This is a genomic window from Massilia phyllostachyos (genome assembly GCF_021044825.1).
Taxonomy (GTDB): Bacteria; Pseudomonadota; Gammaproteobacteria; order Burkholderiales; family Burkholderiaceae_D; genus Telluria; species Telluria phyllostachyos.
Map to the genome: position 1 here is coordinate 81480 of NZ_JAJNOC010000008.1, position 12038 is coordinate 93517.

Sequence of the window (12038 nt, forward strand, 5' to 3'; positions counted from 1 at the left end):
GCGATTCTAGCCCAGCAGCGCCAGCAACTGCCGGATGTCGACCGGCTTGACCAGGTGGTGGTCGAAGCCGGCCGCCAGCGAGGCTTCCATGTCTTGCGGCCGGCCGTAGCCGGTGACCGCGACCAGCAGCGCATTCTCCATGCCGGGCAGCGCGCGCAGGCGGCGCGCCAGCTCGTTGCCGTCCATCCCGGGCAGGCCGATGTCGAGGATGCAGGCCTGCGGCCGCGCCTCCACGCCCAGCCCCTCCACGTAGCCGAGGGCGCTGCTGGAGAGGTGCTCGATGTGCGCCCGGTGTCCGGCGCCATCGAGCATCATGCCGAGCAGTTCGGCCGCGTCGACGTTGTCGTCCACCACCAGCACGCTGCGGCCGGCGCCAGCGGGCTGCGGCGCAGCCGCGCCGGCCGGGCCGTCGGCGTCCGGCGCCGCGGCCGCGGCGATGCGCGGCAGGCGCACCGAGAAACAGCTGCCCTGCCCCGGCCCCGCGCTGCGCACCGCCACGGTTCCGCCGTGCAGCTCGACCAGGCTCTTGACCAGCGCCAGGCCGATGCCGAGACCACCCTGCGAGCGGTCGGAGCTGCGCTGGGCCTGGGTGAACAGGCCGAACACGCTGTCCTGCACTTCGGGCGCCATGCCGATGCCGTTGTCGCTGACCGACAGCAGCACCTGCTGCGCCTGCGCCTCCATCTCCAGCACGATGCGCCCGCCGTCCGGCGTGTACTTGGCGGCGTTGCCGAGCAGGTTGGCCAGCACCTGCACCAGGCGCTTGCGGTCGCCCGCGACCAGTGCATGCGCCGGCGCCAGGTGCACCTCCAGCCGGTGGCGCCGGCCCTCGACCAGCGGCCGCACCTGCTCGACCGCGTCGGCCACCGCGTCCTTGACGTCGACCGGGCTGTTCTCCAACGTCACCAGGCCGCGCGTGACGCGCGAGACGTCCAGCAGGTCGTTGATCAGGCTCGTCATGTGGCCGACCTGGCGCGTCACGATGGCGCTGGTGCGGCGCACGCCTTCCGCGTCCAGGCGCCCCAGCGCCAGCAGCTCGGCCGCCGCGCCGATCGGCGCCAGCGGGTTCCTCAGCTCGTGCGCCAGCATCGCCAGGAACTCGTCCTTGCGCTGGGCCTCGATGCGCAGCTGCTCCTGGGCCTGGCGGCGCTTGGTGATGTCGCGGAAGAACACGGCCAGGCCGCCGTCCATGGCCGGATAGGCCCGCACTTCCATCCAGCGCTGCTCGCCGTTCTGAAGCGGGTACAAATATTCCACGACGCCCGGTGTGCCGGTCGCCATGGCGCGGCGCAGGATCGGGTCGACCTCGCTGCCCACCGAGTCCGGAAAGGCTTCCCAGTGATCGCGGCCGACGACCTCGTGTTCGGCGCGCGCGATCAGCTGCAGGCCGGTGGCGTTCATGCGCGTGATGTTCCAGTCGCGGCCGACCAGGGCGAAGCCCTCGGCCATGGTGTCGAAGATGTACTGCGACTGGTCGCGCTCGGCGCGCAGCTCGGCCTGGGCGCTGGCCGCCACCACCGCGGCCCAGGTGCGCTCGGCGGTCTCGCGCGCCATGCGCACGTCGTCTTCCAGCCAGTCGCGCGCGACGTCGCTGTGCAGGCTGAGCACGATGCGCAGCGCGCCGGTGCTGACCTGGGGCAGGGTCAGGTGGGCGCGCACGCCGACCGCCTCGTAGGCCGCGAGATGGCCGCTGCTGCGCGGATCGGCCGCGACGTCGGCGACCACCAGGTCTTCACCAGCACGCAAGGCACGCGCAACCCCGGGGCCATATGCGTCGATGCCGATCTCGGTGCCGGCGACGCTGGCCACGCCCGGCCGGCACCAGTCGCGCCGCGCCAGCAGCACGCCACCCGGCTCGCGCAGCTGCGCGAACAGCACCCGCGCCACGCCCAGCCACTCGCCCAGCAGCGCGCTGGCGGCGCCGACGATGTCCTCGACCGCCATCTCGGGCCGCAGCCGGTCGGCCAGCGCCAGCGCGAAGGCCTGCTCGCGCTCGACCTGGCGCAGCCGGGCCACCTGCTCGTCGACCAGCCGGCGCGCCCAATGCTGTTCGGTGACGTCGGTGCCGAGGGCGAAGATGCCGGCGACCGCGCCGTCCTCGACGATCGGCTGGTAGATCACGTTGATGTAGACCTGCTCCAGCGCGCCCTGCGGTCCGCGCCGCACCCGGACCGGCACGTCGTAGCCCAGGTATTCCTTGCCCGTGGCGTAGACCTGGTCGAGCACCTCGAACAGGCGCTGCTCGGCCAGCTCGGCCAGCGCCTCGCGCACCGGCCGGCCGGCGTAGTCGCGCGACCCGAGCAGCGCGACCATGGCCTCGTTGACGAACTCGAACACGTGCTTCGGCCCGCGCAGCACCGCCATGAAGCTGGGCGCCTTGCGAAACAGCGTCTGCAGGCGGTCGATGTCGGCGCGCAGGTGCAGGTTGGCGCGGGTGACGTCGCGCGCGCGTTCCAGCAGGCCGCGCCGCTCGACCAGCATGGCCGGCCCCTGGCCTTCGGCCGCGCCGCTTTCCTGGCGGCGGCGTTCGACCTCGGTGACGTCGATCGGATGCTGCAGCACCAGCTCGACCACGCCGTCCGCGTCCGCCACCGGCGTATGGGTGATGGTCCAGTAGCGCGTTTCGAAGCCGCCGCCCTGGCGCGGCATGTCGTAGCGCAGCAGGGCCAGGGTGTCCGGCCGGCCGCTGTCGATCACGCGCTCGATCGAGGCCGCCATCTGGCGCTCGGTGTCGGGGTCGGTCGGGAAGGCCTGCAGCGCCGGGCGGCCGGCGATGTCTTCCAGGCGGCGGCCGGTCGACGCCAGGTAGGCGCGGTTGGCGTCGACGATGACGAGCCGGCGGTCCATGACCAGGTAGGGGTTGGGCGACGCATCGAACAGTGCGCGGTAGCGGTGGTCAAGACTGGCCATGGCCGGAGCGGGAAATGAATGATTGCAGCCATTCTACCGGTGTCCACCCGCAGCAAGTTCCATTGTTTCATCGGAAAATCGCTGCCCGGCCTGAACATTGATTCCGCGCGCCATCTGTGACAACATCGGCCCACGCATCGCTACAGGCCAGAATAATGAACAAGACGCCCGGCTCCTCGCCCATGACCCTCGCGCTCGACAACGTCCTGCTCGACGACCGCCCGCGCCAGCTGGCGGGCTGGCGCCGCGGCGGCGTCGAGTTCCTGTATTTCGGCTTCAAGGAAGCGCGCGCCTGCCTGTTCGTCGGCCTGTTCTTCGCCGCGATGATGCTCACCCCGCGCGCCGGCCTGTTCGGCATTCCGCGCTACGACCTGCTGCTGCTGGTGGCCCTCGCGATCCAGCTGTGGATGGTGAGGTCGGGCCTGGAGACGATGGACGAACTGAAGGCGATCGGCCTGTTCCACGCAATCGGCTTCGCGCTCGAAGCCTTCAAGGTCTCGAGCGCGATCCAGTCCTGGGCCTATCCCGACTTCGCTTACACCAAGGTGCTCGGCGTGCCGCTGTTCTCGGGCTTCATGTACGCGGCGATCGGCAGCTACATCGTGCAGGCCTGGCGCCTGTTCGACCTGCGCATCCGCCACCATCCGCCGCACTGGATGGCGTGGACCATCGCGATCCTGATCTACCTGAACTTCTTCACCCACCACTACATCGGCGACTACCGCTGGTACCTGGCCGCCTGCGCGCTCGGCCTGTATTCGCGCACCACGGTCGTGTTCCGGCCGCTCGACCGCGACCGCAAGATGCCGCTGCTGCTCGCCTTCGTGCTGATCGGCTTCTTCATCTGGATGGCCGAGAACATCGGCACCTTCTGGGGCGTGTGGCGCTACCCGAACCAGCTGGGCGCCTGGTCGGTCGTCCATGTCAGCAAGTGGAGTTCGTGGTCGCTGCTGGTGATCATGACTTTCACCATCGTCGCCAACCTCAAGCACATCAAGCAGAAGATACACGTTGCGCGGGCTTGAGATGCCGCGCATGGAAGGAAGCATCATGAAGTCCCTGACCGGCATCGCCCTGTGCCTGGCGATGCAGTTGCTGCCGGCGCCCGGCCGGGCCGCCGTGCAAAACGACCGCCCCGCCGCCGCGACCGAGACGCCCGCCCACGTCCAGAGCGTGCTGCAAGCGCTCGAACGCCAGCGCGCCACCGCCATCCTGCAGCGCGACATCCCGACCCTGCGCTCGCTGATGGACCGCCAGTATGCACACATCGAAAGCCGCGGGCGGGCGCGCAGCAAGACCGAGCTGCTGACCGCGCTGGAGCGCGGCGACTTCCGGTTCCGGGTGTACGAGAACGAATCGATCGAAGTGCAGTTGCTGGACAATGGCGGTGCGGCGCTGGTGACGGGGATTTTCCGCAGCCTGCTGGCGGAGGGGAGTGCCAAGCCGTTTCGCGGGCGCTTCGTGCGGATCTGGGTCAGGCAGGGGGATGGGTGGAAGAATACCTATCACCAGACGACGGAGATCCGGCCGGCGCAGAGCAGCTGTCCCTGCGAATAAAGGCTGCGCTCAGCAGGCGCTATCGACGATCGCCACTCTCGCCGGCGTGTATTCTGTCCCGCTCTGGACCGCTTCCGAATAGACCGCCTTGCAGGTGGCGACTGCCTTGGCGCCTTTCGGCGAGACAATCAGGTCGCGGCCATTGACGGTGATGGTCCAGTCGTCAGAGCTCAGGCCGGCGGCGGCGGCGGTCGTGGCGGCGGACGAGGGGTACCACTGCACCATCGCGACGCTGCTGCCCTCGAGGTCGACGGCTGCATTCCTGGAGCCGGCCAGCAGTGCTTTTGCATGCGCCATCGTCATGGTGGAGGCGAGCGCGCCTTGTGCCGCCTTCAGGGAAGCCCTGCGCGCGTCGGCGGCCAGGTCGGAAAACTTGGGCAAGGCGGTGGCTGCCAGGATGCCGAGGATGACGATGACGACGATCAGCTCGATCAGGGTGAAGCCGCCTTCGGCAGCGGAAGTGCGCAGTGGGGAGTGGCTCATCGTTTTCGTGAATGCGGGAATCGGACGAGATTCTACCGGCTAAAGGGCACGGGAAGTATGCATGTGGGGTTTTCGATTGGGTCAACGATACCCGCGCACTGTTACGTCGGCTCGAGAGCTGGTTGGACGCGCGGACGGCGGCGCCGCCTTTCGTGGCCCGGTCCACCCTACGAGGCGGCCGGGGTGCTCCAGGTGAAGCTGCCGCTGCTGCCTGCGAACAGCACCTCTGCCCCACTCGCTTCGCGCAGCTTGGCCTTGATGGTCCGCGCCGGCTGGTCGTAGGGCTTGGTCTCGACGCCGGAGGTATCGGGCTCGATGTCGAGCGCCCGCACCGTGACGTCGCCGGCCACCGACTGAATCGCGACGCTGACCGCGCCATCGTGCGCCGCGCGCTGGCGTTCCAGCCGGCCCAGCACCTCGGCGCCGGCCGCCTGCTCGGTCTCGATGTCCTTGATCTCCTGGCTCAGGGTCGCCATCTGCTTGAGCGCCGGCGCCACCGCGGCCGCCATCTTCTTGAATGCCGGCTGCTGTTCCGGCGTGAGCACCAGTTCGCCCTTGCGCACGCGGCCGGCCAGCTTGACGTAGCTCGCCACGTCGGGCTGCGCCGTCAGGTTCCCGATCGCGGCGCGGCGCTGCGCGGCCAGCTGGCCGAACTGGCCCACGCGTTCGCGGATCATGCCGATCGCCTTGTCGATGCGCGCGCAGTCCGGGCGCAGCACGAAGACGCGCATCTCGCTGTGCCCGCGCGGCAGGGCGCGTTCGACCCTGACGATGCGGGCGGCGATGGCGCAGCCTTCGGCCTGGGCAATCTCGACCTCGTCGGCCATGATGTCGCAGTTGACCGCTTCCAGCACCGTCACCTTGGCGCCCGAGATGATGCAGTTCTCGGCGCGCTGCAGCTGGACGTTGCCCTTGGCGCTCTGGATGATCGCGCCGGAGGCCACGCCCTGCACGATCACCGGGCCGTCGGCGTTCTTCGCGCTGCCGCCCATCAGGTTGCGGTTCAGGAGCACGGTGCCGCCGCGCGAGGCGATGTGGCCGTAGACGTCGGCGTGCACGGTGATGCTCTCGCCTTCGACCACGCGGTTTTCCTGGACTTCGCCGAACTCCTCGAAGTCGCCGCTCAGGTCCAGGTTGCCCGTGGTGCGCACGCTGACGCCGTCGTGGCTGACGATCTTGTCGCCGACCGACACCCGGCTGCTGCCGCGCTCCACGTTGATGAAGCCGTCCTGCAGCGCGACCAGGAACTCGCCTTCGGCCAGGCGGTCGATGACGGTGCCCGGGCCGCACCAGGCGTTGAAGTCGAGGTCTTCGGGCACGTCCGGCGCCAGCACGATGCCGTTCAGGTCGAAGCCCGATTCGCCGGCGACGCGCGGCAGCTTTTGCAGCAGGCGCTTGCCGCGCAGGACTTGCGGGAAGCGGTTCTGGAAGCTCAGCAGGTCGAGCTTGCCGTTGGCGAGCTGGCGCGGGGCGTCGCTGCGGTGCATGTCGCCGGTGACTTCGACCACGCGCGCATCCTCGCCCGCCTTTGCCGGCAGGCGGCGCGCCACCACGATGCGTCCCGCCGTGCCGCTGGAGATGGCGCCGCGCACCGCATCGACGTCGAGGCCGAAGCGGATGCCCTTGGTCCACATGTCGGCGACGAATTCGTCGGCATCCAGGCTGGCCGGCTGCTCGACTCCCTCGTCATCGCGCAGGAACACCGGCTCGAAATAGTATTCGGCTTCGCCGTCGGCGATCTTGGCGGCGCGGTACAGCGGGCGGCGGGCGGCGGGGAAAGGCAGGATGTCGTCGGCCAGGCGCACCAGGCCCGCGCCGCGCGGGTGGGGCGGCAGCTCGGGTCCGTGCCCGAACAGGGCCTTGACCAGGGCGCGATAATCGAGGCCGGCGAGGTACTGGTTCTTCAGGAAGATGGCGTCGACCGCGGCGACCAGGGCGGGGCCGAGCGCGCCCAGGTCGGCGTAGACGCCGTCGTCCTCGCGGATGATGCAGTGGGCCGGCTTCGCATCGCGGGCGGCCGGCGTGGGGCTTGCTGCGGAGTTGGACACGGTCGCGCCCTCCAGTAAGTCTAGTGGGCGTTACGATAGCATGTTGCGCAATGCAAATAACATATGGCAATAAGATTTCTTTCAAGAAACCGCCGAAGAAGGCGGCAGCGCCAGAACAAACGGCGCCCGCAGGCGCCGTCGATCGAACCAGGCCGCGTGTTCAGCGGCGGCGGGCGTTGGGATACAGGTCGACGTTGGCCTCGTTGATCTGGCGTTTCAGCTCGCGCCGCTCGTCCGGCGTCAGGCGGCCGCGGCGGCCTTCCGACTCGCGCCGCATGTCTTCGATCTGTTCCTGGCGGCGCGCGTTATCGCGCATCTCGTTGGCACGGTTGTCGAAGCGATCCTGGGCGCGGGACTCGTAGCGGTCGCGCATTTGCTGCTGCTGCATCTCGTCGCGGCGCGGACCACGGTCCTGCGCCATGGCGCCGGCGGTGGCGCACACCAGCATGCAAGCGACGACGCCATTGCGCACCAGGCGGGCCAATCCGCCGTCCTTTGCTGCCTGAATTGTATTGAGCGCGTTGTTCATGGTGTCCCTCTTCCGCGATGCCATATAAACAGATAAGCTGTGATGACCACTTGCCGCCAGTGTAGGTGCATACGGTTCGGGGAGTAAGACTGATTGGGTAAAGTTTGTAACACAATGTAATGGCTGAGCCATTCGAGCGGGCTGTTAAAGCGATAAGACGTTACCATAGCGACATGCTTCTGACAATTCTGGAATTCATATGAACGCATCGACCAACGCGAACAATACTGCGACCCCTGGCGCCGCGGGCGGCCACTCCGCCAAGATCATGGTGGTGGACGACGACGTGCGCCTGCGCGACCTGCTGCGCCGCTACCTCACCGAGCAGGGCTTCCAGGTCGTCACCGCGGAAAGCGCGCCGGCCATGAACAAGCTGTGGCTGCGCGAGCGCTACGACCTGCTGGTGCTGGACCTGATGCTGCCCGGCGAAGACGGCCTGTCGATCTGCCGCCGCCTGCGCGGCGCCGGCGACCAGACCCCGATCATCATGCTGACCGCGAAAGGCGAGGACGTCGACCGCATCGTCGGCCTCGAGATGGGCGCCGACGACTACCTGCCGAAACCCTTCAACCCGCGCGAGCTGGTGGCGCGCATCGGCGCGGTCCTGCGCCGCAAGGGCCCGGACGAGATCCCGGGCGCGCCGAGCGAAACCCCGCAGACCTTCGAGTTCGGCGACTTCGTGCTCGATCTCGGCACGCGCACCCTCAAGAAGAACGGCGAGACCGTGCCCCTGACCACCGGCGAATTCTCGGTGCTGAAGGTGTTCGCGCGCCATGCGCGCCAGCCGCTGTCGCGCGAGAAGCTGATGGAACTGGCGCGCGGCCGCGAATACGAGGTGTTCGACCGCTCGCTCGACGTGCAGATCTCGCGCCTGCGCAAGCTGATCGAGCCGGACCCGTCGAGCCCCCTGTACATCCAGACCGTCTGGGGCCTGGGCTACGTGTTCATCCCTGAAGGACAGCCGCGCTAGTGTTTGCCCCGTTCTCCGCGGCGCGCCGCGCCGCGCGTTTCGCCTGGTATCGCAGCGGCCTGTTCTGGCGGACCTTCCTCCTGATGTCCTTGCTGACCGCGGCCTCGATGGGCTCGTGGATCGGCATGCTCAACATGTTCCAGCGCGGGCCGCAGGTGCAGCAGACGGCCGAGCTGGTAGGCTCGGTGGTGACGCTCACCCGCGCCGCCCTCACCCATTCGGCGCCGGACCTGCGGCGCGAACTGCTGCTCGAACTGGTGTCGAACGAGGGCATCCGCATCCTCACGATGAACGACTACGACGTGGTCGAACCGCCGCCGAACACCGCGCTGATGGCGGACATCGCCCACGCGGTGCGCGACCGTCTCGGCAAGCACACCCGCTTTTCCAGCAGCGTGAACGGGGTGCCGGGCTTCTACATCAGCTTCAACATCCAGGAAGACGAATACTGGCTGATGCTCGAACGCGAGCGCCTGGCCGGCCTGACGCGGGTGCAGTGGCTCGGCTGGGCCACGCTGGTGGGCCTGCTGTCGCTGGTCGGCGCGGCCTTCGTCTCGTCGCTGGTGAACCGTCCGCTGGCGCGCCTGACGGCGGCCGCGCGCGCGATCGCCAAGGGCGAGCGTCCGACCGCGCTGCCCGAGAAGGGCTCGCAGGAGATCATCGAGGCCAACCGCAGCTTCAACCAGATGGTCGACGACCTGGCCCAGGTCGAGAAGGACCGCGCCGTGATCCTGGCCGGCATCTCGCACGACCTGCGCACGCCGCTCGCGCGCATGCAGCTGGAAATCGAGATGGCCAGCCTGCCGCAGGATGCGCGCGAAGGCATGCAGTCGGACATCAACCAGATGGACGCGATCATCGGCCAGTTCCTCGACTTCGCCAAGCCGACCGACGCCGCGACGTTTGTCGCCGTGAACCTGTCGGAGATGCTGTCCGAGGTCGGACGCGAAGCGGGCCGCATGCGCGACCTGAAAGTCGCGGTCGACCTGATGCCGGGCATCCACGTGATGGGCAATGCGACCGACCTGCGGCGCGTGGTCAACAACATCATCGAGAACGCGCGCAAGTACGGCAAGACGCCGGGGTCGGACCTCACCGAGATCAACATCCTGTTGCGGGTCAAGGCCACCGGCCATGGACGCCGCGCCGTCATCGAAATCTGCGATCATGGCGTGGGGGTGCCGCAGGACCAGATCACGCAGTTGCTGAAACCCTTCACGCGGCTGGACAGCGCACGCGGCCAGGCCAATGGGGCCGGGCTCGGGCTGGCGATCGTGGAACGGGTGCTGTCGCGCCACAATGCGGAGCTGATGGTGAGCAACCGCGAAGGCGGCGGACTGGTGCTGCAGATCGCGTTGCCGCTGGCTGGGTAGGGTGGGCGATCCTTCGCCCACGCGTTCAAATCACGGCTCCCGGCCCGCTCCTTGGCAATTCACTGTTCGTTGAACGCGTGGGCGGGGGACCGGCCACCCTACGAGTGTGTGAAAAATGCGTCTATGGCTGCGTCGCCTCGTCTCGCCGTACGAGTGCACTGTCTTCGACTCGGCGCCTTGCCATAGCCGTTTTTTCACACCCTCTACGAACCCGGCGATACCATCCAGGAACTCCGATGAATCACGAACAAGAGCAGGTCCTCGACACGATCCCCCTGTCCCGGAAAATCCGCGCCATGGTCCGCTCGCTGCCGCGCACCGGCATCACCCTCAGCGAACTGATCCTGCTGGTCGGCAAAGACGGCCTCCTGATCCTGGCGGGCCTGCTCACGCTGGTATTCCTGATCCCCGTCTCGATCCCCGGCGTCAGCACGGTGTTCGGCGCCGCCATCCTCCTGATCGGCCTCTCGCGCCTGCTGGGCCGCGAACTGTGGGTCCCGCGCCGCCTGCAGCACCGCGTGATCGGCACCCGCAAACTGCGCCCCTTGCTGCGCAAGGCCCTGCCCTGGATGGTGAGGATCGAAAAGATCAGCCGCCCCAACCGCATCCGCTGGCTGGTGGCGAACGGCCCGGTGCACTACCTGAACAACGCCGCCCTGGTGCTGGGCGCGGTGCTCCTGATGATGCCGTTCGGGCTGATCCCGTTCAGCAATACCTTCCCGGCCGTGGCCCTGCTCCTCCTGGCGATCGGCCTGCTGCAGCGCGACGGCGTGTGCGTGCTGCTGGGTCACCTCGGCAACCTGCTTACCATCCTGTATTTCAGCGTCCTGATCGGCGGCGGCGGGCTGGCGGCGCGCGAAATCCTCAACCGTGCAAGCTCTTAGGATGCCGCCGCACCGGCGGCCAGGTGTTCGGCGCCGGCGCGGATCCGCTCACGATACAGTTTCAGGGCGACGTCGAGCGCCATCACCGCACTGGCCGCGCGCAGCAGCCACTGTGCGCCCGCATTCATCTGCGCATCGACGAATACCGGTCCGGCCAGCAGGAAGAACAGCAGCAGGCCGAGCGTCGCGAGGCTGAATCCCAGCTGCATCCTGCGATACGCCGGGGTTTCCAGCGGATGCCGCGCACTCCAGGCAAGCAGTACGGACTGGGCCGCCCATAGCAACAGCAGCATCGGCAGGCGGTAGGCCGCGAACGCCGGATCGTAGTCGAAGACCGGCGCCAATACCCCTCCACCGCTGAGCCGGGCGAACAGCCAGCCCGGCGCGCCGTAGGCGACGATCGCCACCCAGATCAGCGCGGCCAGGGCCAGGTTGCCGGCGCGGCTGGCTTGCCGCGGGCGCCACGTGTCCGCGTCTTCTCGTCCTCGCCGCACCCAGCTGCGCGCCGCGAAATATAGCAGCAGCACGCCGAGCCAGGCCAGCCCGAGCCCCTCGCGTCCGAACAGCGCCAGGAAGGATGCGCCGGCCACGGCGGACATCACGAAGGCACGGGTATCGGCAGGGTCGACGATGGCCCAGGGCCGGTGGTAGCGGGCCGCGACCTGGGCGGGATGCCCGAAGGCCGCCAGCAAGTCCAGCGCCATGGCGCGGTCGGGCGCGCGGCCCGCCCCTTCGGCGCGCGCCGCCAGTTCCTCGCCGAGCAGCGCGCCCAGTTCGCGCGCCACGTCTCGGCGCATGCGGGTAGGCAGGCGTTCGGCCACATCGGCCACATAGCTGGTCAGGATTGCGTCAGTCTGCATGATTGCCTCTTTCGTCGAGCAGGCGGGCCATCACGTCGTTCAGGCCTTGCCAGGTGGTGGTGAGCCGGTCGAACAGCGTCTTTCCTTGCGGGCTCAGGGTGTAATAGCGGCGTGCCGGGCCGGCTTCCGAACGCCACTCGCTGGCGAGCACGCCCTGCGCTTCCAGCCGGCGCAACAAGGGGTACAAGGTGCCTTCTTCGATCGGCATGCCCTTCTCCGCCAGTGCCTGGCGTACCTCGTAGCCGTAGCGTGGCTGGTGCAACTGGGAGAGCGTGGCGAGGACCACGACGCCGCGGCGCAGCTCGAGTTCCAGATTGGGAGAGGGGCGTTCATTAACCATGTGCCACACAGTACTGTGCGCCACATCGTAGGTCAAGTTTTTTTTCGCACAGGGTCTTCGTTATACTGTGGTCTTTCGACCCAG

11 protein-coding genes are annotated in these 12038 nt (G+C 68.3%); 5 read left to right on the forward strand and 6 right to left on the reverse strand.

Features of this window, described 5'->3' with window-relative positions; all coding sequences use genetic code 11:
• Positions 1–6: 6 nt before the first annotated feature.
• A complete protein-coding gene (locus LQ564_RS20205; protein ID WP_231059910.1) occupies positions 7–2910 on the reverse strand; it encodes a hybrid sensor histidine kinase/response regulator in 2904 nt (967 codons plus the stop codon).
• Positions 2911–3092: 182 nt separating this feature from the next.
• Here LQ564_RS20205 and LQ564_RS20210 point away from each other — a divergent pair, with 182 nt between their 5' ends.
• Both LQ564_RS20210 and LQ564_RS20215 read left to right on the forward strand, forming a co-directional pair.
• Entirely contained in the window at positions 3093–3935 is an 843-nt protein-coding gene (locus LQ564_RS20210) for a DUF817 domain-containing protein (RefSeq protein ID WP_231060055.1), read from the forward strand.
• A gap of 25 nt (positions 3936–3960) precedes the next feature.
• Positions 3961–4467 carry a nuclear transport factor 2 family protein gene (locus tag LQ564_RS20215; protein ID WP_231059911.1) on the forward strand — a complete coding sequence of 169 codons (507 nt, stop codon included), beginning with the start codon at positions 3961–3963 and terminating at the stop codon, positions 4465–4467.
• A 9-nt stretch (positions 4468–4476) separates the two neighbouring features.
• On the opposite strand, the gene LQ564_RS25930 is transcribed toward LQ564_RS20215, so the two are convergent.
• The 3 genes from LQ564_RS25930 to LQ564_RS20230 all read right to left on the reverse strand — a co-directional run bounded on the left by LQ564_RS25930 (position 4477) and on the right by LQ564_RS20230 (position 7527).
• The gene (locus LQ564_RS25930) at positions 4477–4950 is read right to left on the reverse strand and encodes a type II secretion system protein (protein WP_272492138.1); all 474 of its coding nucleotides are present in this window, start codon (positions 4948–4950) and stop codon (positions 4477–4479) included.
• Between the two features lie 167 nt (positions 4951–5117).
• Positions 5118–6998 (reverse strand): flagellar assembly protein A, encoded by a 1881-nt coding sequence (locus LQ564_RS20225; protein ID WP_231059912.1) that lies wholly within the window; start codon positions 6996–6998, stop codon positions 5118–5120.
• A 160-nt stretch (positions 6999–7158) separates the two neighbouring features.
• A complete protein-coding gene (locus tag LQ564_RS20230) occupies positions 7159–7527 on the reverse strand; it encodes a hypothetical protein (protein WP_231059913.1) in 369 nt (122 codons plus the stop codon).
• Between the two features lie 268 nt (positions 7528–7795).
• On the opposite strand from LQ564_RS20230, the gene ompR reads away from it, so the two are divergent.
• From ompR to LQ564_RS20245, 3 genes are all read left to right on the forward strand, one after another.
• Positions 7796–8497, forward strand: coding sequence for an osmolarity response regulator transcription factor OmpR (ompR, locus tag LQ564_RS20235; protein WP_051306146.1), 702 nt, complete (start codon positions 7796–7798; stop codon positions 8495–8497).
• The gene (locus LQ564_RS20240) at positions 8497–9870 is read left to right on the forward strand and encodes an ATP-binding protein (protein ID WP_231059914.1); all 1374 of its coding nucleotides are present in this window, start codon (positions 8497–8499) and stop codon (positions 9868–9870) included. Before ompR ends, LQ564_RS20240 begins: the two co-directional genes overlap by 1 nt.
• 236 nt (positions 9871–10106) lie before the next feature.
• A complete protein-coding gene (locus tag LQ564_RS20245; protein WP_231059915.1) occupies positions 10107–10754 on the forward strand; it encodes an exopolysaccharide biosynthesis protein in 648 nt (215 codons plus the stop codon).
• Here LQ564_RS20245 and LQ564_RS20250 read toward each other — a convergent pair.
• Positions 10751–11614, reverse strand: coding sequence for a hypothetical protein (locus tag LQ564_RS20250; RefSeq protein WP_231059916.1), 864 nt, complete (start codon positions 11612–11614; stop codon positions 10751–10753). The two genes, LQ564_RS20245 and LQ564_RS20250, sit on opposite strands and share 4 nt — an antisense overlap.
• Positions 11604–11954 (reverse strand): PadR family transcriptional regulator, encoded by a 351-nt coding sequence (locus LQ564_RS20255; RefSeq protein WP_231059917.1) that lies wholly within the window; start codon positions 11952–11954, stop codon positions 11604–11606. Before LQ564_RS20255 ends, LQ564_RS20250 begins: the two co-directional genes overlap by 11 nt.
• Positions 11955–12038: the final 84 nt, after the last annotated feature.

What these genes read in the sequence shown, in the direction of transcription:
- LQ564_RS20205 (WP_231059910.1), bottom strand. Translation starts at nt 2,910, where the DNA reads ATGGCCAGTCTTGACCACCGCTACCGCGCACTGTTCGATGCGTCGCCC.
- LQ564_RS20210 (WP_231060055.1), top strand. Translation starts at nt 3,093, where the DNA reads ATGACCCTCGCGCTCGACAACGTCCTGCTCGACGACCGCCCGCGCCAG.
- LQ564_RS20215 (WP_231059911.1), top strand. Translation starts at nt 3,961, where the DNA reads ATGAAGTCCCTGACCGGCATCGCCCTGTGCCTGGCGATGCAGTTGCTG.
- LQ564_RS25930 (WP_272492138.1), bottom strand. Translation starts at nt 4,950, where the DNA reads ATGAGCCACTCCCCACTGCGCACTTCCGCTGCCGAAGGCGGCTTCACC.
- LQ564_RS20230 (WP_231059913.1), bottom strand. Translation starts at nt 7,527, where the DNA reads ATGAACAACGCGCTCAATACAATTCAGGCAGCAAAGGACGGCGGATTG.
- ompR (WP_051306146.1), top strand. Translation starts at nt 7,796, where the DNA reads ATGGTGGTGGACGACGACGTGCGCCTGCGCGACCTGCTGCGCCGCTAC.
- LQ564_RS20245 (WP_231059915.1), top strand. Translation starts at nt 10,107, where the DNA reads ATGAATCACGAACAAGAGCAGGTCCTCGACACGATCCCCCTGTCCCGG.
- LQ564_RS20250 (WP_231059916.1), bottom strand. Translation starts at nt 11,614, where the DNA reads ATGCAGACTGACGCAATCCTGACCAGCTATGTGGCCGATGTGGCCGAA.
- LQ564_RS20255 (WP_231059917.1), bottom strand. Translation starts at nt 11,954, where the DNA reads ATGGTTAATGAACGCCCCTCTCCCAATCTGGAACTCGAGCTGCGCCGC.